The 19506-nt window shown below is 52.8% G+C and carries 14 protein-coding genes and 6 pseudogenes; 10 read left to right on the top strand and 10 right to left on the bottom strand.

Annotated elements, in window-relative coordinates:
- Positions 1-35 precede the first annotated feature (35 nt).
- A complete protein-coding gene (gene acuI, locus C2U54_RS25825) occupies positions 36-1019 on the bottom strand; it encodes an acrylyl-CoA reductase (NADPH) (protein ID WP_023280857.1) in 984 nt (327 codons plus the stop codon).
- Positions 1020-1419: 400 nt separating this feature from the next.
- Between acuI and C2U54_RS25815 the strand changes: the two genes are divergently transcribed.
- From C2U54_RS25815 to fghA, 5 genes are all read left to right on the top strand, one after another.
- A protein-coding gene (locus C2U54_RS25815; RefSeq protein ID WP_223195083.1) for an IS1 family transposase occupies positions 1420-2117 on the top strand; the annotation gives its coding sequence in 2 pieces (ribosomal slippage) (positions 1420-1669 and positions 1669-2117; 699 coding nt in all).
- A gap of 113 nt (positions 2118-2230) precedes the next feature.
- Positions 2231-2506, top strand: a complete 276-nt coding sequence (gene frmR, locus C2U54_RS25810) for a formaldehyde-responsive transcriptional repressor FrmR (protein ID WP_017384071.1) — start codon at positions 2231-2233, stop codon at positions 2504-2506.
- Positions 2507-2540: 34 nt separating this feature from the next.
- The gene (gene frmA / locus C2U54_RS25805) at positions 2541-3650 is read left to right on the top strand and encodes an S-(hydroxymethyl)glutathione dehydrogenase (protein WP_017384070.1); all 1110 of its coding nucleotides are present in this window, start codon (positions 2541-2543) and stop codon (positions 3648-3650) included.
- Between the two features lie 43 nt (positions 3651-3693).
- A complete protein-coding gene (locus C2U54_RS25800) occupies positions 3694-4092 on the top strand; it encodes a VOC family protein (RefSeq protein ID WP_012561111.1) in 399 nt (132 codons plus the stop codon).
- A 64-nt stretch (positions 4093-4156) separates the two neighbouring features.
- Positions 4157-4993: an S-formylglutathione hydrolase gene (gene fghA, locus C2U54_RS25795; RefSeq protein ID WP_012561110.1), complete on the top strand. Its 837-nt coding sequence runs from the start codon at positions 4157-4159 to the stop codon at positions 4991-4993.
- A gap of 199 nt (positions 4994-5192) precedes the next feature.
- On the opposite strand, the pseudogene C2U54_RS25790 reads toward fghA, so the two are convergent.
- The 3 genes and pseudogenes from C2U54_RS25790 to C2U54_RS25775 all read right to left on the bottom strand — a co-directional run.
- Positions 5193-5649, bottom strand: a pseudogene (locus tag C2U54_RS25790) (IS3 family transposase); the annotation flags it as partial.
- Between the two features lie 80 nt (positions 5650-5729).
- Positions 5730-7238, bottom strand: a complete 1509-nt coding sequence (gene ltrA / locus C2U54_RS25785; protein WP_001189111.1) for a group II intron reverse transcriptase/maturase — start codon at positions 7236-7238, stop codon at positions 5730-5732.
- Between the two features lie 672 nt (positions 7239-7910).
- Positions 7911-8596 (bottom strand): annotated as a pseudogene (locus tag C2U54_RS25775) (IS3 family transposase); the annotation flags it as partial.
- A gap of 51 nt (positions 8597-8647) precedes the next feature.
- Here C2U54_RS25775 and C2U54_RS28030 point away from each other — a divergent pair.
- The 3 genes and pseudogenes from C2U54_RS28030 to C2U54_RS25765 form a co-directional block, all read left to right on the top strand.
- A pseudogene (locus C2U54_RS28030) lies at positions 8648-8794 on the top strand (regulator); the annotation flags it as partial.
- A 69-nt stretch (positions 8795-8863) separates the two neighbouring features.
- Positions 8864-9043, top strand: a pseudogene (locus C2U54_RS28170) (hypothetical protein); the annotation flags it as partial.
- Positions 9044-9212: 169 nt separating this feature from the next.
- On the top strand, positions 9213-11864 hold the full coding sequence (locus C2U54_RS25765) for an excinuclease ABC subunit UvrA (RefSeq protein ID WP_012561117.1): 2652 nt from the start codon (positions 9213-9215) through the stop codon (positions 11862-11864).
- A 71-nt stretch (positions 11865-11935) separates the two neighbouring features.
- Here C2U54_RS25765 and C2U54_RS25760 read toward each other — a convergent pair.
- Together C2U54_RS25760 and C2U54_RS25755 are read right to left on the bottom strand one after the other, a co-directional pair.
- Positions 11936-12235, bottom strand: a pseudogene (locus C2U54_RS25760) (IS66 family transposase); the annotation flags it as partial.
- 569 nt (positions 12236-12804) lie between these two features.
- Positions 12805-13938, bottom strand: a complete 1134-nt coding sequence (locus C2U54_RS25755) for a glutathione-independent formaldehyde dehydrogenase (RefSeq protein WP_022651297.1) — start codon at positions 13936-13938, stop codon at positions 12805-12807.
- Positions 13939-14369: 431 nt separating this feature from the next.
- On the opposite strand from C2U54_RS25755, the gene C2U54_RS25750 reads away from it, so the two are divergent.
- Complete coding sequence (locus C2U54_RS25750; protein ID WP_022649401.1) at positions 14370-14696, top strand: four-helix bundle copper-binding protein; 327 nt, start codon at positions 14370-14372, stop codon at positions 14694-14696.
- A gap of 447 nt (positions 14697-15143) precedes the next feature.
- Positions 15144-15740 (top strand): annotated as a pseudogene (locus tag C2U54_RS25740) (LysR substrate-binding domain-containing protein); the annotation flags it as partial.
- A gap of 41 nt (positions 15741-15781) precedes the next feature.
- On the opposite strand, the gene C2U54_RS25735 reads toward C2U54_RS25740, so the two are convergent.
- The 4 genes from C2U54_RS25735 to C2U54_RS25720 all read right to left on the bottom strand — a co-directional run bounded on the left by C2U54_RS25735 (position 15782) and on the right by C2U54_RS25720 (position 19481).
- Positions 15782-16441 (bottom strand): SDR family oxidoreductase, encoded by a 660-nt coding sequence (locus C2U54_RS25735; protein WP_007897903.1) that lies wholly within the window; start codon positions 16439-16441, stop codon positions 15782-15784.
- A gap of 294 nt (positions 16442-16735) precedes the next feature.
- On the bottom strand, positions 16736-17572 hold the full coding sequence (locus C2U54_RS25730; protein WP_023279881.1) for a helix-turn-helix transcriptional regulator: 837 nt from the start codon (positions 17570-17572) through the stop codon (positions 16736-16738).
- A 75-nt stretch (positions 17573-17647) separates the two neighbouring features.
- Positions 17648-18499: a DMT family transporter gene (locus C2U54_RS25725; RefSeq protein ID WP_023279882.1), complete on the bottom strand. Its 852-nt coding sequence runs from the start codon at positions 18497-18499 to the stop codon at positions 17648-17650.
- 106 nt (positions 18500-18605) lie between these two features.
- Complete coding sequence (locus tag C2U54_RS25720; RefSeq protein WP_017384065.1) at positions 18606-19481, bottom strand: MBL fold metallo-hydrolase; 876 nt, start codon at positions 19479-19481, stop codon at positions 18606-18608.
- Between the last annotated feature and the right edge of the window lie 25 nt (positions 19482-19506).

Here is a 19506-nt window from a genome sequence, read left to right as displayed (position 1 = left end):
TTATCAAACCCAGGCTGAGCCTGGCTTCCACTTCATTAGCTACACTGAATTACTGCCCGGCCACGAATTCCGCCACTCAGAAGTTTTTCGGCCACATTGATGGCATCACTCAGCGGATAAACGGTGGTCAGGCTATCCAGTCTGGACTCCGGTAAATACTGTACCGCCTGCTGCCAGATCGCCGCTCTTTTTTCCTTCGCGAACATGACACTGTCAATCCCTTTCAGCGTGACGCCACGCAGGATAAACGGAGCCACATTCCCCATTAGTTCCATCCCCTGTGCCATGCCGCAGGCTGCAACAATACTGCCATAACGCACCCCGGCGCATACATTGCAGAGCGTATGGCTACCGACTGTATCAATGGCGGCAGCCCAGCGTTCTTTCTGTAACGGTTTTCCGGGACAGGAGAGCTCGGAACGGTTAATAATCTCGTCCACACCGACCGTTTTATAGAGCCAGGCAGCCTCTTCCGGGCGTCCAGTAGACGCCGTAACGCGGTACCCCATTGATGCAAGGATCATGGCCGCAATGCTCCCGACGCCGCCGCTGGCACCGGTAACAAGTACCGGACCATCTTCAGGCTTAATACCATGATTCAGAAGTGCGTCTACGCACAGCATCGCGGTAAACCCAGCTGTTCCGATTGCCATTACGTGTTTGCCGTTAGCGCCAGCCGGGAGCGGCGTCAGCCAGTCTCCATTTACCCGTGCTTTTTCGGATAGTCCGCCCCAGTGTTTTTCCCCAACACCCCAGCCGGTCAGGAGAACCTTATCTCCGGCCTGATATTCGGGATGTGAACTGGCGGACACTGTACCGGTAAAATCAATGCCGGGCACCATGGGAAAGCGTCGGACGATTGGGCCCCGGCCCGTAATGGCCAGTGCGTCTTTGTAGTTGATGGATGAATAGTCAACATTGACCTCCACATCCCCCTGCGGTAGTTCACTTTCAGCGATTTCAGCAAGTTGCGCACTATAGCGTCCATCTGTTTTGTTGATTAATAAAGATTTAAACACGTTCACCTCGTTTGTCCGGGCGTTTACCGTTCAGTCATTAAGTCGTCAATAAATAATATTGACCGATCGTCTAATAATCAACACTACTATCCCAGTGCTTTGCCAGCATTCAAGAAACATTATTCATTTCATGCACTTAAAGCTGTCTTTTTTGACCGACATCAAACTGTATTCTGGTTTATCTGGTGCAGAGGGAAAATCAGCATCCCTGAAGATACATAGCTAATGCTTCAGAACACGGCTGATGATGCGATAAAACAACCAGGCTTTAATGAGTTAGTCTGAGCGGACCTTCGGCTCAGTAAATAGGTCCGCTCCGTGCCAAGAGCAGACGCTGGTAATTCGGGTAATGGTGCCAACTTACTGATTTAGTGTATGATGGTGTTTTTGAGGTGCTCCAGTGGCTTCTGTTTCTATCAGCTGTCCCTCCTGTTCAGCTACTGAAGGCGTGGTGCGTAACGGTAAAAGTACTGCCGGACATCAGCGCTATCTCTGCTCTCACTGCCGTAAAACATGGCAGCTACAGTTCACTTACACCGTCTCTCAGCCCGGTACACACCAGAAAATTATTGATATGGCCATGAATGGCGTCGGATGTCGCGCCAGTGCACGCATTATGGGCGTTGGCCTCAACACGATTTTACGACACTTAAAAAACTCAGGCCGCAGTCGGTAAACTCACGCATACAACCGGGCAGTGACGTCATTGTTTGCGCGGAAATGGACGAACAGTGGGGTTACGTCGGCGCTAAATCACGCCAGCGCTGGTTGTTTTACGCGTATGACAGGATACGGAGGACGGTTGTGGCGCACGTATTCGGTGAACGCACGTTGGTCACGCTGGAGCGTCTTCTGGGCCTGCTGTCGGCCTTTGAGGTCGTGGTATGGATGACGGATGGCTGGCCGCTTTATGAATCACGCCTGAAGGGAGAACTGCACGTTATCAGCAAGCGATATACGCAGCGCATTGAGCGGCATAACCTGAATCTGAGGCAGCATCTGGCAAGGCTGGGCAGGAAGTCACTGTCGTTCTCAAAATCGGTGGAGCTGCATGACAAAGTCATCGGGCATTATCTGAACATAAAACACTATCAGTAAGTTGGAGTCATTACCGGTGCTCTGATATATTTATTATACTATAGTGGGGTATGTGTTGATCTTAATGTAATACTCCCCTATAGTATAAGAAATACAGAGCAGTGAGGTAAGCAATGCCCAGTACTCCTGAAGAGAAAAAAAAGGTCCTAACCCGGGTTCGCCGTATCCGGGGTCAGATTGATGCTCTGGAAAGAGCACTTGAAAGTGGCGCTGAATGCCGTTCCGTTCTCCAGCAAATCGCCGCCGTCCGGGGCGCCGCTAACGGACTGATGGCAGAGGTGCTGGAGAGCCACATACGGGAAACCTTTGACCAGAATGACAGCTACAGTCATGAAGTCAGTAAATCAGTTGACGATACGATTGAGCTGGTTCGTGCCTATCTTAAATAGGTGAGGCCATTATTACATTGAGGATATATTACGTATGAAATCACGTGCCGCTGTTGCATTTGCACCAGGGAAGCCCCTGGAGATTGTTGAAATTGATGTTGCTCCGCCTAAAAAAGGCGAGGTGCTGATTAAAAACACCCACACAGGTGTCTGCCATACCGATGCCTTTACCCTCTCAGGGAATGACCCTGAGGGCGTTTTCCCGGTGGTTCTCGGCCACGAGGGAGCCGGTATCGTCGTTGAAGTTGGTGAAGGCGTCACCAGTGTGAAGCCGGGTGACCATGTTATTCCGCTCTACACCGCTGAATGCGGGGAGTGTGAATTCTGCCAGTCCGGTAAAACGAACCTCTGTGTATCGGTTCGCGAGACTCAGGGCAAAGGACTGATGCCTGACGGGACCACTCGCTTTTCATACAACGGTCAGCCTCTTTACCACTACATGGGATGTTCCACATTCAGTGAATACACCGTTGTGGCCGAGGTTTCTCTGGCAAAAATTAACCCGGAGGCGAACCATGAACACGTCTGCCTGTTGGGTTGTGGCGTGACTACCGGTATTGGCGCCGTCCATAACACGGCTAAAGTGCAGCCGGGCGATTCAGTTGCCATTTTTGGTCTGGGGGCAATTGGTCTGGCTGCGGTACAGGGGGCCCGTCAGGCAAAAGCGGGACGTATTATCGCTATCGATACTAATCCGACAAAATTTGACCTGGCCCGTCAGTTCGGGGCCACTGACTGCATTAACCCGAATGATTATGACAAACCGATTAAAGATGTTCTGCTGGATATCAACAAGTGGGGTATTGACCATACCTTTGAATGTATCGGTAACGTTAACGTCATGCGTGCAGCGCTGGAAAGTGCTCACCGTGGGTGGGGGCAGTCCGTTGTCATTGGTGTCGCAGGGGCCGGACAGGAGATTTCCACCCGTCCTTTCCAGCTGGTCACCGGGCGCGTATGGAAAGGTTCCGCGTTTGGCGGAGTAAAAGGCCGCACTCAGCTCCCCGGTATGGTCGAGGATGCCATGAAGGGGGATATTGACCTTGAGCCATTTGTAACCCATACGATGACACTGGATGAAATCAATGACGCCTTCGAGCTTATGCATGAAGGCAAATCTATCCGGACAGTGATTCATTACTGATCCCATCAGAATTTTAATCAACTCAAACTGAAGGAAGTGGAAAATGACAACTCCGGTAATTTCTGGTGACGGCATCTTTTCTCATGTGTTCATTGGCGCAGCCGATGTCGAGAAATCCTCCGCATTTTACGATGTCGTCCTGGGCACGCTTGGTATCAATAACCTCGGCCCGTTTGGCAACGGCTGGGTACTCTATGGCCGCGAAAAGCCGGCATTTATCATTGCCCGTCCGGGCAACGGTGAAGCACCTTCCGCTAACGGGGTGACTGTCGGCTTCGCTGCTGCCACCCCGGAAGAGGTTGATGCTTTCCATGCTGCCGGCCTTGCCGCCGGTGGAGCTGATGAAGGTCAACCTGGCCCGCGTGGTCACCTTCCCGGGGCCTATGCTGCCTACCTGCGGGATCCGGCGGGTAACAAAATCACGGCGTATACGTTTATCTGACGTCCGGATTTAAAGATACTTCCCCTGGCTTCGGTCAGGGGAAATAACCATGAGATAACGGCTGATGGAACTCATTGAGCAGCATGCCAGCTCTGGCGGCTGGCAAAACGTGTACCGGCATTATTCACAATCCCTTAATTGTGAAATGAATTTCGGTGTGTATCTTCCTCCCAAAGCAGTAACAGAAAAACTGCCGGTACTATACTGGTTGTCGGGCCTGACCTGTACTGAGCAGAATTTCATCACCAAATCAGGTATGCAGCATTATGCAGCCCGGCATAACGTCATCGTTGTTGTCCCGGATACCAGTCCCCGGGGTAATAATGTCCCGGATGCCGACAGTTACGATCTTGGCCAGGGGGCCGGTTTTTATCTGAACGCGACGGAACAGCCGTGGAATGTTCATTACAGGATGTATGACTATATTCTCAGAGAGCTTCCGGATGTCGTCATGAATCATTTTCCTGCAACGGCAAGAAAATCTATATCCGGTCATTCTATGGGAGGGCTGGGTGCTCTGGTGCTGGCTCTGCGAAATCCTGGTGAATATGTGAGCGTATCAGCATTTTCCCCGATAGTATCGCCTTCTCAGGTGCCATGGGGGCAACAGGCATTTAGCGCTTACCTGGGTGAAAACAGAAAAACGTGGGAAGCCTACGATCCAGTCAGCCTCATTTTACAGGGTGAAAAATTACCAGAAATCTTCATTGATCAGGGGCTGAGTGACGCCTTTTATGAAGAGCAACTGCGCACCAAAATCCTTGAGAGAGTATGCAATGAGATGAACCTCAATGCGTCGTTCCGATATCATACTGGATACGACCACAGCTATTATTTCATTTCCAGCTTTATTGGTGAGCACATTGCTTACCATGCCAACAGGCTCAGGCTGTCAGCATGAGTTGATTTCCAGCCTCAGAAAATGTGCTTAATTTTCAGGCCTGAACAGGGCCTGAACCCTGCAGACCTGAGATGTACTGTAACTGAATCGCCACGGATAATCTAGACACTTCCGAGCCGTTGATGGACTGACCCCGCCCCGGTAGACGATCCTGCCCTATAGTTTGGACTGACCCCACGCCTGTAGACAAATCCTGTCCTCACGACGAGGCCTGTTCGAAGGCCTCCGGACTGACGTCGCCGAGGTGGCTGTGGCGCCGGGACCGGTTATAGAAGACTTCAATGTAATCGAAGATCCGCCCGGGCCAGATCCCTGGTTTTATATATGCGTTTTCTGATCCGTTCTTTTTTCAGCGAACTGAAGAACGATTCGGCCACCGCATTATCCCAGCAGTTGCCACGCCGGCTCATGCTCGGCGCCAGGTTATTGGCCCGGTAGAAGCGCTGCCAGTCGTCACTGCCGTACTGGCTGCCCTGATCGCTATGTACGATAACCTCGCTGTCTGGTTTTCGGCGCCAGACCGCCATCATCAGCGCGTCGAGCGCCAGTTCGCGTGAGAGAGTGGGTTTCATCGACCAGCCGACCACATTACGGGCGAAGAGATCGATAACCACCGCCAGATACAGCCAGCCCTGCCAGGTGCGGAGTAGAGTAAGAGGCAGGGCGTAGTCGGACTATTTCCCTGCCTCTCCTCCCCGAACCGGACGTGCACCTTTCAGCGCATCCGGCTCTCCATTTAAATGCTGGCGAACGCCATTGCCACTTCTGTAAAGCGCGATGTATACGTGTTTCTGGTCTCCGTCCTCAGATAGGGATTACCTTCGGGTAGCCGCCAGCGGAACAGCTTCTTGCCTTGCCCCACCAACCGGTACAGTATTTCGCCGCTGAGCTTGCCGTGATTGGTTTTACCAAATAAAACCCACGTTTTGCTCTGACCCGGTTTCGGTGATTTACACCACCACCTCATCAGGGAAGCGATACCTGTACGGTATTTGCGGGCCAGCCAGTGAGCCAGCTTCCAGAACACGACACGGTCGATATAACTGAAGACTTTGGCCTTAAAATCAACGAACTGATAGAACATGGCCCAGCCTTTCAGTTTTCGGTTGAGTTGTTCAGCCATATCGACTTTGCTTTCACTGTAGTTGCCTGATAACAGTGCTGTCAGCGATGCGGCGAAGTTTCTGGCTTTCTCCTGCGGGATCGTTGAGACCACTCGCATCTCGCCATAACGACTGCGTTTGCGAATGATCCTGTGCCCCAGAAAGATAAAGCCGTCATTAACATGGGTGATTTTAGTCTTATCCATGTTCAGCCTGAGTTTCAGACTGCCTTCGAGCACACCCCGACACTCCTCCCTGATGGCTTCCGCCTGTGCTTTGGTGCCTTTGACGATGAGGACAAAATCATCGGCATAGCGGCAGTACGCCACCGCGGGTTTCCACTGCCAGTTTTCTCTGACCGCCGTACTTCGGCCCCGTTGGATACTGTTATTCCAGTACCACCGATCTTTTCTGGCTTTCCCGCTCAGGTAGCGCTCATGCAGGTATTGATCGAACTCATTCAGCATGATGTTCGATAATAGCGGCGATATAACACCGCCCTGTGGTACACCTTCACTGGCCGCCCGAAAGAGACCGACATCGATATGTCCCGCCTTGATGGTTTTCCACAGCAGAGTCATGAAACGTGCGTCACTGATCCTGCGGCGTACAGCCTTCATCAGCAGTCGATGATGTACGGTGTCGAAGTAACTGGACAGGTCGCCTTCAATCACCCAGCGTCCCCGGGTTTCACCACAGTCTGTGAGCTGTAATTTCACCGTGCGGATCGCGTGGTGGACACTGCGCTCAGGCCGGAAGCCATATGAGAGCGTATGAAAATCACTCTCCCATATCGGCTCCATCGCCATCAGCATGGCCCGCTGAACAATACGATCCCGCAACGCGGGGATACCCAGTGGTCGCAGTTTGCCGTTGCTTTTAGGGATGTAAACCCGTCTGGCGGGCAAGGGCTGGTAGTGGCCTGAGAGTAATTCATCCCTGAGGATTTGCAGCTCAACAGCCAGTCTGGCCTGTAGCATTGTTTTGTTCACGCCATCAACGCCGGGGGTATGGGCCCCCTTTGATGAAAGCGTGATCCGCGCCGCTTCAGCCAGCCATTCTGGTTGTGTTATCAGACGCAGCAGCCGTTGAATCCGTAGGGACGGATCGGTGGCTGCCCATGTGGCAAGCTTGCGTTGCATTTCGCTGATTATCAAAGGTCTTCACCTCGTTAGGTCAGTTAATTCACGTCGCAAACACATTCAAACTGCTTCCCTTCGCCATGTAATGGGCTTTCCCCATCGCGGACTACTACGGAAGCTCCGCCAGCCAGCGCGTCATCGGAGCCATGCCCCCTTAACATCCGTCGCTGACCTTCCCCGGTTTACCTGCCTGGACTCAGGCATACTGAGGAGGCTGCCCGTCGCACTCTTTATCCTTGCTTGCCGCAAGTTGGCAGAAGTCAGCATCGCAAGCGTGATAGACGCTGCTGCCCCGGTGTTTCGCATACATGTCAAAACACCTTCGACCGGCAGTGCTTACGTATCACTGCCAGTTCCTCCTGCACGGCCTGTCAGATCACGTAGGCCGTGGTGACGTTTTCAACCCACAGAGGCGGATTAACGGGTTCATGTTCTTCAGCCTTTCAGTACTTAACCTTGAGGATCATCTCGGCTTAGTGATCTCGCCTCAATCCCCGTTGTCAGCGGGTTACATCACCCTGCGGGCATGCCGCAGGTCACTGCCGCTCAGGTTCTCCACCGTCACACCCGGTGGGATTGTTGGGTTTCTCATCGTGAGTTACCGGTTCAATATTCCAGACAGACTCGCGGTTCATTTAAGCATCCATGCCCGCCCTGAACTCCGGGCACACTATAAGTAATATCGGTGACCCAGACCTGGGTGGCCCGGACAACGGTGAACTGCCGCTGCACGAGATTAGGAGCAACGACTGAAGGCCTGCCAGCGATACGACGTGGCGCTTTATAGCCGCGCACAGCTTTAATCCGGTCCAGTTGCATGATCCGACCCACCCGGTTTCTACCACAGGTTTCCCCGATTTCGTTCAGATCGCCATGAACCCGCCGGTAACCGTATACGCCTCCGCTCAGGGAATATGAGTCGCGGATAAGCATCAGCAGGCGCTGGTTATCTTTATCACGCGCCGAGACAGGGTTATGCAGCCACGCATAGAACCCGGCCCGGGCGACATTCAGTACCCGACACATCGTCATCACACCCCATACAGTTCGGTGCTCATTGATAAAGCGGTACTTCAGTCGGGCTCCTTTGCAAAGTACCGCGCGGCCTTTTTCAGGATATCCCGTTCTTCTTCGGTGCGTTTTAGCTGCGCCCGGAGTTTCAGGATCTCGCTTTTAGCTTCCAGTAAATCCCGGGCATGCTGCTCGCTGTTATCAGGTTTGATAGCCCGTAGCCACTTGTAGAGGCGGTGTGCAGAGACGCCCAGACGCTCAGATACTTAGGCGACGGAATAACCGCGTTCCGTTATCTGACGGACGGCTTCTTCCTTAAATTCAGGTGTAAATCGTGGTGTGCCCATACGCTCCTCCTATACTCAAACTATAGGGCAGGATCGTCTACCGGGGCGGGGTCAGTCCAGGGAGCCGTTAACGACCTGATGGCGGTTGTTCTGGAAAGCTATCTTCGGGAGGAATTCCCCGATACGGGCAAACGAAATGAGTCGCAGAAGAGGTCAATCGACGACACCATTTCGATAGTCCGCTCCTATCTCCGTTAACTCTGCCAGGCAGATGTCTGATGGGGTCTAAAACTGTAATGAAAGGAAATGACATATGAAATCACGTGCATTATTCATCTGTATTTTTTAATTGGTACCCGAAACCGCCTGAGTGTCGCCATCAGCTGGGTCTGGAACCACAGCGTCGCGTACCGGGGAGCCCGCATTATCACGGGAGCCAAATCTCCGGTCCCGGGTACGCCGCCAGCCAGTTCTCATACAGAAGGCGGATCCGCAGGGTACCGCTGAAACTTCAGCGGTGTCCCACATGGTACCACCGGGCCCAGCTTCAGCAATCTGTTTCCAGTCACACAAACGCTTTTTTCGACGGGCTTTCTGATCGAGCGGTCCGGCACACCAGATACCGTCACAAGAGGTGGCCTTATTAAGAGCGGACACACCTAGCACAGGAAATTCTATGGCAAAGAAACTTTTCGGTTATCATCCCATCCTGACTGACGACAACAATTCAGTTGTGATTCGCGGTGCTCGCGAGAACAACCTTAAAGAGGTGGATGTTTCCATTCCGCGCAACGCATTGGTTGTTTTTTCGGGTGTGTCAGGCTCGGGTAAGTCTTCACTGGCCTTTGGCACCATTTATGCTGAGGCGCAACGGCGCTACTTTGAATCGGTTGCCCCCTACGCTCGTCGCCTCATTGATCAGGTCGGGGTTCCGGATGTGGATGCCATTGACGGACTGCCGCCAGCCGTTGCGCTTCAGCAACAACGCGGTGCCAGTAACGCGCGCTCCTCTGTCGGCAGCGTGACCACCTTATCCAGTCTGGTGCGAATGATGTACTCACGGGCGGGCGCTTATCCTGCCGGACAACCGATGCTGTATGCCGAGGATTTTTCTCCCAACACGCCGCAGGGGGCATGCCCTTCTTGCCATGGTCTGGGCCATATCTATGAGGTAACTGAAACACTGATGGTGCCCGATCCCTCACTTAGTATCCGTGAAAAGGCTATTGCTTCCTGGCCCCCGGCCTGGCACGGACAGAATCTGCGGGATATTCTGGTGACGCTGGGGTATGACATCGACACTCCCTGGAAAAATCTGCCAGCGGAAGACCGTCAGTGGATCCTTTTTACCGAAGACACCCCCACTGTACCGGTTTTCCCGGGACTGAGTCCGGAAGATACGCGCGAAGCCGTCAGGAAAAAAATGACGCCGGGTTATATGGGGACCTTCACCGGGGCACGTCGTTATGTGCTACATACCTTCGCCAGCACGCAAAGCGCGTTGATGAGAAAACGAGTCTCCCGTTTTATGGAAGGCAAGCTGTGTCCGGTCTGTCACGGGAAAAGACTGAAGTCAGAATCATTGTCCGTCACCTTTGCCGGTGTGGACATTGGTGAATTTATGCAGATGCCCTTAGACCAGCTGGCGGAATTGCTCCTTCCAATCTCCCGGGGGGATTTCAGTGCCCACCACGCCGGCGCAGATGCCGACAGGGATATCACCCGTCGGGATCTGACAGAGCGTGCTGCATCCGGAAAAGCGGTCCATTCCGATAACGCCGATGTCTGCCGGACATCGGCGTTATCGGAAGAGAAACGACTGGCGGCACAACGGCTGACCGGTGGTGTCATGGCCCGGTTGTATCAGTTGCAGAAGCTGGGGCTGGGTTATCTTACGCTGGACAGAGCAACCCCAACTCTATCTGCAGGAGAGCTTCAGCGACTGCGTCTTGCCACGCAACTCAGTTCGATGCTGTTTGGTGTGGTCTATGTTCTTGATGAACCGTCTGCGGGTCTGCACCCCTCAGACAGTAAAGCGCTTTACGATGCGCTTGAGAACCTTCGTGATGCCGGCAACTCGGTGTTTGTCGTTGAACATGATCTTAACCTGATGCGACGGGCGCAATGGCTTGTTGATGTGGGACCGTCGGCTGGTGAACAGGGAGGACATGTTCTCTACAGTGGTATTCCTGAAGATCTGAAAGCCGTCACCCAATCTCGTACCGCGCGTTATTTATTTGATGAAGTCCGGCCACCACAATCTTTTGCCCGTATCCCATCCGGGTGGCTGAAACTGCAGGGGATCCATCGCCACAATCTTAAGTGGATCGATGTTGATATTCCTCTGGGTGTGCTGACAGCCGTGACGGGAGTCTCTGGCTCCGGTAAATCCAGTCTGATTGCCCAGGCCTTACCGGAACTGGTGCTTTCTTCACTTGGCGGTGAGCCAGAAGACGTGCTTTCCGAAGCCAGCGACGCTGAGGGGCCATCCGTAACGGAGAAAACGTACGGTACCCTGACCGGTGATACCGGACTGGTAAAGCGTCTGGTTCAGGTTGACCAGAAACCGATAGGCAGGACCCCCCGTTCAAACCTGGCGACATATACCGGGTTGTTTGATCCTGTTCGTAAGCTCTTTGCCGGAACGACTGACGCCAAACTCCATCATTACGATGCGGGTCAATTCTCTTTCAATGTGGCAAAAGGCCGCTGTGCAACCTGTGAAGGTGAAGGATTCGTCAGCGTGGAGCTGTTGTTTATGCCGAGCGTGTATGCACCGTGCCCGACCTGCCATGGCGCGCGGTATAACCGGGATACTCTCAGGATCTGCTGGCAGGACAAAAATATCGCGGAGGTCCTGCATATGACGGTGGATGAAGCCAGTCAGTTCTTTGCGACTGAAGAACCAGTGGCTCGTCCCCTCCGTCTGCTGAGTGAAATTGGTCTGGGCTACCTGCGTCTGGGACAACCAGCAACCGAGTTATCCGGAGGGGAGGCGCAAAGGATCAAGCTGGCAACCGAACTACAACGTAGCCAACGTGGCCACACGTTGTATATCCTAGATGAACCGACAACCGGCCTGCATGCTTCAGACGCCGACCGCCTCCTTGTGCAGCTGCAGCGGCTTGTTGATGCAGAAAATACGGTGATAATGATTGAACACGATATGCGGGCGGTTACTCAGGCAGACCAGGTTATCGACATCGGTCCTGGAGCGGGACATGAGGGAGGACGCCTGGTTGCCGCAGGAACTCCCGAACAGGTATCGCAGGTCAAAGAAAGCCGTACCGCACAGTATATTGCCAGGGAACTCTCACGGAACGGTTAAAAAGGGCTGTGTCGTCATTGCGTCAATGGCGGCACATTCCCGGCGTGTTCTGTATCAGTAATCTCCCGCAGGTATAATTTCAGCGCATCCCACTGGTTCAGCGCGTACGCGAACGCCTTCGACAGCTCCGAGTGCCGTGACAGCGTTTTCTGCTTTTCACGCAGCCAGCCCTCCAGCGCGGTCAGCAGCGGTACCGCTTTTTCCTGCCGAATGGCCAGCCGTTCCGCCGCGCTTTTGCCCCGGATGCCCGCCTCGATGCCATACAGCTCGCCGATACGGCACAGCGCTTCGGTCGTGGTGTCAGAGGGCGTCCGCACGTGCACGTCCGCCTGCAACACCCCGCTGAACCCCGCAAGATGCGACTGCGGATGTGTAACGCTGGCGTGATAGAAATTTTAAGTCAGTCATCAGGTGTCCACCTAATTAGGGGTCAGTTTGGATATCGAAAATTATTGTACGTCAAGGTTATTTTTTGACCTCTCTACTTTAGCGGGCCTCAGCCGACGAAACTTATCGGAAGCCGGTACCGGCCAGTCTGACTGAAGATGGAAGCAAAATTAATGCTGTGGGCTACCATACCTTCTTTAACAGGTGATTTGTGAACTGCAACTTCTCGGAACGGGAGTTTGCGCAAGGACCGGAAGTCCGCTTTTCGCTCATAGCGGACCGTTCCTGCGCACATGTCTGCTATGTGGTAGAGGCAGACAATACTTACAGCACAGGGCGTTAATAAATACGGAACAGATCAACCGCAGATGCCTCCTCCTGAATGTATTAATTTTGCTATCTCGTCGGCAAAATCAGGGAACAAGTCTGGATATGGAAGCGCCTGGCAGCTGAAAGTATGAATAATAACGCCCTGACAGGATATTTTATTGCACCCTGTCAAAAGTCATACATTCTTTCCCGGTTTTTGCTTTCTCATACCGGATAACTCTATTTAAGGCTTAAGGATAACCTTCGTCCATCCTTCATCCCGCTCATCGAAGTGCTTATATCCGGCAGGAGCCTCTTCAAGCGAAAGACGATGAGAAATTATTTTGCCCGGACTGGCTTTATCGTGATGGATGAGGCGAGACAGCTGACGGTTATAGGCCTTAACGTTCGCCTGGCCGGTACGGATTGCCTGTCCTTTAAACCAGAAACTCCCAAAATCAAATGGCATCTTACCCTCTCTGGCAAGCTCCGATTCAGCCCCCGGATCCTGAGGAATAAAGACGCCAACCACACCAATTCCCCCGGTTGCTTTCGTCGACGCAACAAGACTGTTCATGGTAACAGAGTTATCTTCATGGCCATGTTTGTTACAGCACTGATAGCCAACACATTCGCAGCCACAATCCGTACCGCGTCCATCCGTCAGGTCGAGAATTTTTTGTACAGCTTCATCGCCAGTAGCATTGATGCCCGTCGCCCCCATTTTTTCAGCCAGAGCCAACCGGTCTGTGTGCGTATCAACCACAAACACCTGTGAAGCACCTTTAATGATCGCCGAATGAGCTGCCATCAAACCGACCGGCCCCGCGCCATAAATGGCCACGCTTTCACCAGGCTTCAATCCGGCAAGTTCTGTTGCATGCCAGCCGGTAGGAAAAATGTCAGAGAGCATCACATAATCATCTTCTTTTTCTGCCGCATCAGGGGGAAGAACAAGGCAGTTAAAGTCGGCAAATGGCACCCGAAGAAGTTCCGCCTGACCTCCCTCCCAGGGACCCATTTCAGCAAAACCATAAGCTGCGCCTGCCGTACCCGGATTGGTAGTGAGACAAAAGCCGGTCAGACCTTTTTCACAGTTTTCGCAAAAACCACATCCCACGTTAAACGGCAGACAAACATAGTCGCCCACCTTAATACGTTCAACGCCTGAGCCAATTTCGACCACTTCACCCAGGTTTTCGTGACCCAGAATCCGTCCCTGTTCAAAGCTGGTCCGGCCCTCATACATGTGCAAGTCCGACCCACAAATGTTGGTGGTGGTGATGCGGACGAGTACATCCGTGGGGCGGACAATTTTCGCATCCGGTACGTCTTTTACTTTTACATCATAAGGACCGTTGTAAATTACTGCTTTCATGATCTTCTCCTTCTTGCGTGCGGAAAGGAAATGCTGCCCCGCGGATTGGGGTATCAATCGAGTTTAGCTGCCATAACAGATCTCGCGATCGGCGAAAGGACGATTAGGATGTTTCTTAACTAAGTGCATTGAAGTCTGTAAGACAGGTACTTACCGATGAAGGCTGCCTGGAAAACGTAAAAACATCACACGTTAATCCGGTTTTTTTAAGCAGGCAAGGGATTACGGACAGCTTTGAGCGAGAAGCGGATAAAGTAAATCTATCTCATTTCTGCATTGTGCCAGAAGTAGACATAGGTGAATTAGGTAACCCTAGAGATGCACTTTGAATCAATGATATGAAATGCTGAAAAGGTAATTAACTAATTCAAAATTTGAATAATCAGTTATCTCTTCCATGCTTAATACGTAACCTTAGCTAAGGAGAAATTATGTTAGACGAATACAAAAAATGCATCGAAGCCTGTTATCTATGTGCAACGGCATGTGATAACTGTGCGGCTTCGTGTCTCGACGAAGAGAATCTGGAGATGATGCGCGAGTGCATAAAACTGGATATGCAGTGTGCAAATATCTGCCGTCTTGCAGCTCAATTCATGACACTAAATAGCGGGTCTGCCCAGGATCTTTGCCGTCTTTGCGCTGATGTTTGTCAGAAGTGCGGTGACGAGTGTGGAAAGCATGAACATGACCATTGTCAGGATTGCTCAAGCGCTTGTCATCACTGCGCCGAACAATGCAGAAAGATGGCCGCCTGAGAAAAACTCAAATTACCAAACCCGCTTCGGCGGGGTTTTATATTCCCGGTAATAAGTCGTAGAAGGATGAGATAGATGAGTTTAAGAGTACGGGCGGGAAATAGATCTACTCGAAAGTACTAGCCTCAATGACAAATTCTGGCACAGATTATTTGATTGGCTCAATGTCCGTTTTCGCTGACAGCGGACTGCACCCCGCCGGGGTGACCGCTTCGTGCCAGAATTGGACGTTTCCAAAATCTGCATGCACTAATCGGTGGAGAGCAGATCTCACTGCATAGCCATGCAGACGCGCAGAAATCATCAGGGGCGTTTGAAAGGTGCCGGAAACAGGCGGGAGGCCGCAGAAACGTGCTGAGGGCGCCTGCGGCGGTGCGCCCAAGGGTTGTTATGTTTAATATGGCAGAACTTTCCTGTCGCTATCATTTTGACGCCCGCTATTCGCTCATAGATATGCCTGTCGCGTTTGCGGCTTTACTTGTTATACCCAACCTGCCTGATTTTTATCGCCAGCATCCCGGAATTGAAATTATCCTGAGCAGCTCAGACCGCCGACGGAATATGCTGCATGATGGCCTGGACTGCATACTGAGGGTGGGGGAGCTGGACGATGGCGACTATATCGCAAAGGAGGTGGGAACCGTTAAAATGACGACCTGCGCCAGTCCTGCGTATCTTGATCAACACGGCACCCCGGAAACAATGGACGAGTTGCAGCAGCATCAGGCCGTCAACTGGATTAACAGCAGCAACAGACAAGTTATGCCCTGGACATTCGGGACGTCAGAGGGCTCCACCGAAATTGAACTTCCAGGCAGGCTTGTCGTGGATAACTCAGAAGCCTACATTGCAGCAGGCCTGGCGGGGCTGGGAATACTACAGGGCATGAATATTTTTTTGCAGCCTTATCTCGATCGCGGGCTGTTGGTAGAGGTTCTGCCAGATAATACGTCCCCGAATCGCAAACTGTAACTTCTGTATCCGCACCGCCATCTCTCCCGAAAAGTACGGGCGTTTACCGACTGGCTGGAAAGTTTATTGTAAACGCCTGGGGGCCTGCAGCCTGCTGGTACGTGCGCTGCCTTTTATCGGCCCGCCAGCTTCTGTATGGCTTCACGGACAGGAGCATCGCCAGACGTCAGCTCAATGATGACGCGGCTGACGGCAGGTTGCTCAATGAGTTCAGCCAGCGTAGCCGCCACGTCATCACGGGGCACGTTACCATACGGGATGGCCAGGCCGGCACGTACATAACCCGTACCAGTCTTATCCTGCAGCGCGCCGGGGCGCAGGATCACCCAGTCAAGCTCGCTTTGTGCTAGTTCCACATCGGCCATTTTTTTAACACGCATATAATTTTCGAATGATTCAGAAGTGGTTTCTCCCCGTGCGGACTCCGGGAATGCAGAAACGAGCAGAAAGCGAGACACACCGGCACTGAGGGCGGCAGCTACCGACTTTTTCAGCCCTTCGCCGTCGACCGCATTGGTCATCTCCTGTCCCCCCTTACCGCCGGCACCGGCAGTAAACACCACTGTATCACTACCTGCAAAGTGCATCGCCAGCGCAGCTGCATCCAGCTCTGTCAGGCTCCCACTGACGGGCTCAGCACCCAGCTCGCCTAGCAATGCCTGCTGCTCTGGCTTACGGTAGAGGGCACGAACAGCATGCCCCCTACCTGAAAGGATCCTGCACAGACGCTGGCCGATTTTGCCTGCACCACCGATAATGAAAACATGAACCACAGTTGTCTCCTTCTGGGGTTATGATGTGTCCGAAATTATAACCTGACATCAGGTCAGTTCCTTTGAGCCTGACCGATTGCACTGCATGCTGCTGCCAGCACCAGACAGCTGGTCAGATACTCAGTTGTTCTTATAGCTGAGAACAACAGCCGTACCGATTTAGCTCTCCCGTCACGATGAGAACTCCTGAACCGGTTACACGCAATGCCGGCCAATATCTTCCGTTATATTCGAAAGATCCACGCAAGTTACTGAAGTGCGAGGGACGCAATGTGTACCTTGAACGAACTGAAGTCAGCGGAACCCTGAAGGTTCGATTCCATAGCGTTCAGAAAACTGCTTGCTGAAGCTCGATAGTGAATTGTAACCCACCCGCCCCGCGACCGTTTTTACCGGCAGCGTCGATGTCATCAGCAGGCGGAGAGCCTCCGCGATACGTGCATCGGCGATAACTGAGCGTAAGCTGGTTGACTCACTGGCCAGGTGGCGCCGAAGCGTGGGGCCACTGAGTCCCGTCAGATCTTCAATTTCAGCAGCACTCCAGGGATGAGCCGGTTTGTCCGCTACCATCTGACGGATTTTCATGGCCAGACTTGGCTGCCGGGCTCGCAGCAAAGCATGGTATCCCATGCCATAAAGCCAGAGCACCACTTCAACCATGGCGTGCAGGGAAAGCGGACGCTTCCCTTCCCGCATTGCGGCTGTCCAGCGGTTAAGGGGTGAAAGAAGAGCTGATACGGAAATGGCTGCGATGCTGCCGGTGTCCTGTGGTGGTGGTGCGGCAAGTAACAGCCTGGCTGCTTCAAGCTGTTCCTCCGCGAGCACCACGCTCAGGGCAACAAACTCACCACTTTGTTCTGAAGGGGCATATTCTATATCGATGCTACGGGCATTCGGGACGACCATAATCTCGCCCGGGATCACCCGGTGCCATTTCTCATTTTCACGATACCGGAATTCTCCTTCCAGCGGGAAGGAAAGGGTCGCACCTTCCACCTCGAACTTCTTTACCTGATGCGTCTGTTCTGCGCGAAGGCAATCGCAGGGAAGTGGAAAACGGGAGCGTGCCAGGGTAAGAAGCTCAGCGAGGAGATCATCAACGGGAGAATCGGAAAAGCTGACTGTTTGCATATTCATCCGGAATTTGACTTTGACCGCTATTATACGTCGCCATATACAAAAGCATACAGCGACGCGTGCGGTTGTCTATTCCCGGATGACAAAAATCAGGCCGATTATAGTTATTGCCATACCCACAAGCATGGGCAATGTAATGGCCTCTCCAAACAGCAACCACGCTTCAGCTGCCGTGAGAATGGGAACCAGGTAAAAGTAAGTAGCGACTTTGGTTGCTTCACCGCTTCGTATCATAAAAATCAGCAACATAATCGCCAGAACCGATACGCCAATAACCAGCCAGCCCAGACCCAGCGCAAATGATAAGCTCCACTGCGTCGGAGCAGATTCGAACATCAGGCTAATTGCACCCATCGATATTGTCAAAGTGACGTACTGTAAAAACGTGTTCGCAAAGATATGTCCATCTCCCTGAGCACGGCGCTGATAAAGCGCTCCGATCGTTACGCCAAATAACCCCAGCATGACCGACCCAAAAGCCACAGGATCCAGTGCAAAACTATGCTGGCCTGGCGAGAGCACCAGGAAAACGCCCGCAAAGCCAATCGCAATACCCAGCCATTTCCGGGGATGCAGGGACTGACGGTGCATGAGTGAAACCAGTATTGCAGTCAGTACCGGCTGCAGGCCGGTGATGAGCGCCACAATGCCTGACGGCATGCCACGATGGATGGCATAAAAGCATCCGCCCAGAAAGAAGCTCTGCAGGAAAAGTCCGACAATCAGGTTGCGAACCATTCCTCTGCCGGACGGAAAACGGGCCCTGAACCCCAGTGTAAGCAGCAGAAGGACCAGACAGGAAAATGCGCCACGCAGGAATAAAAGATGAAACGGCGCGCTGTACTGCACGGTAAATTTGGCTGCGACAAACCCTGACTCCAGAGGAATACAAAAAGCCAGGGCGCAAGAGTAATGAGCCATTTTTTTGTGAGGCAGTGATATTCATAGTATTGCAGGTGGGTTCTTGTCGGGCGATATGAAAGGGGATCTTCCCGGTCACTATTGTGTGCACCGGGAAGGAAGGTGATCAGACTGCGGGTGACCACAGGTCGTAATTCAGTGCGAAGCTGTTACCTTCACGGATAACCTTACCGGTAGTAGGCAGGTTGAAGTGCATACCACTGACAGCCAGGTTATCGCTCGCTGCGCGGTCAAGCACTTTGCTACGGATGGCCGCCGCCGCCGCAGGATCGCTGTCGAACGCGATAGTAACGTCAGGCTGAGCAACCTGAATGTGCGGGAAGTGAACAATATCACCCCAGATGAGCAGCGACTCTTTTTCATCACCCAGCAGATAACCGGTATGTCCTGGTGTATGGCCGAACAGCGGTACAGTCTGAATACCTGGTAAAATCGCTTCCTCGCGGAATGGCACCAGTTTGTCGTCATAAGCGCTGAAGGCGTTCCTTGCTACTTCAAAGAACGGCTTGAATGCGTCAGGCGCGCCAGCGGAAATGGTTTCATCACGCCAGAAAGCGAGTTCTTTCTCATGCACAAACAACTGCTGAACATTGCGGAAAACGGGAGTCTGCAGGGGGCCTGCAAGCCCGCCGATATGGTCAGGATGCGCGTGAGTCAGGAGAAGGGTATCAATCTGAAGCGGGTCAATGCCTGCCGCGGCCAGGGCTACCTGAAGCCGACCGCCCCAGCCATTGATACCTCCGGCACCACTGTCAATCAGGATGGTTCGCTCAGGCGTCTGGATAACGTAGACGTTGATATTAATACGGGGTACTGCTGGCACACCGCGCTTCTGCAGTAAATCCTCGGCACGTGAGCCGTCAATACCAGACAGCAGCTCAAAAGATACGTCCAGATAGCCATCACTCAGCATGGTCACAGTCATGTCACCTACTTTTTTGCGATTGATAGCCGGGGCCTGCCAGTTCAGTTGTGAAGTCATATTGGTCTCCGTTACGATTAGAGGT

This window comes from Leclercia sp. LSNIH1 (assembly GCF_002902985.1).
Classification (GTDB): Bacteria; Pseudomonadota; Gammaproteobacteria; order Enterobacterales; family Enterobacteriaceae; genus Enterobacter.
The sequence above is the reverse complement of the archived record's forward strand: the minus strand, read 5'-3'. Positions and strand labels throughout refer to the sequence as shown.

What these genes read in the sequence shown, in the direction of transcription:
- frmR (WP_017384071.1), top strand. Translation starts at nt 2,231, where the DNA reads ATGCCCAGTACTCCTGAAGAGAAAAAAAAGGTCCTAACCCGGGTTCGC.
- frmA (WP_017384070.1), top strand. Translation starts at nt 2,541, where the DNA reads ATGAAATCACGTGCCGCTGTTGCATTTGCACCAGGGAAGCCCCTGGAG.
- C2U54_RS25800 (WP_012561111.1), top strand. Translation starts at nt 3,694, where the DNA reads ATGACAACTCCGGTAATTTCTGGTGACGGCATCTTTTCTCATGTGTTC.
- fghA (WP_012561110.1), top strand. Translation starts at nt 4,157, where the DNA reads ATGGAACTCATTGAGCAGCATGCCAGCTCTGGCGGCTGGCAAAACGTG.
- ltrA (WP_001189111.1), bottom strand. Translation starts at nt 7,238, where the DNA reads ATGCAACGCAAGCTTGCCACATGGGCAGCCACCGATCCGTCCCTACGG.
- C2U54_RS25765 (WP_012561117.1), top strand. Translation starts at nt 9,213, where the DNA reads ATGGCAAAGAAACTTTTCGGTTATCATCCCATCCTGACTGACGACAAC.
- C2U54_RS25755 (WP_022651297.1), bottom strand. Translation starts at nt 13,938, where the DNA reads ATGAAAGCAGTAATTTACAACGGTCCTTATGATGTAAAAGTAAAAGAC.
- C2U54_RS25750 (WP_022649401.1), top strand. Translation starts at nt 14,370, where the DNA reads ATGTTAGACGAATACAAAAAATGCATCGAAGCCTGTTATCTATGTGCA.
- C2U54_RS25730 (WP_023279881.1), bottom strand. Translation starts at nt 17,572, where the DNA reads ATGCAAACAGTCAGCTTTTCCGATTCTCCCGTTGATGATCTCCTCGCT.
- C2U54_RS25725 (WP_023279882.1), bottom strand. Translation starts at nt 18,499, where the DNA reads ATGGCTCATTACTCTTGCGCCCTGGCTTTTTGTATTCCTCTGGAGTCA.
- C2U54_RS25720 (WP_017384065.1), bottom strand. Translation starts at nt 19,481, where the DNA reads ATGACTTCACAACTGAACTGGCAGGCCCCGGCTATCAATCGCAAAAAA.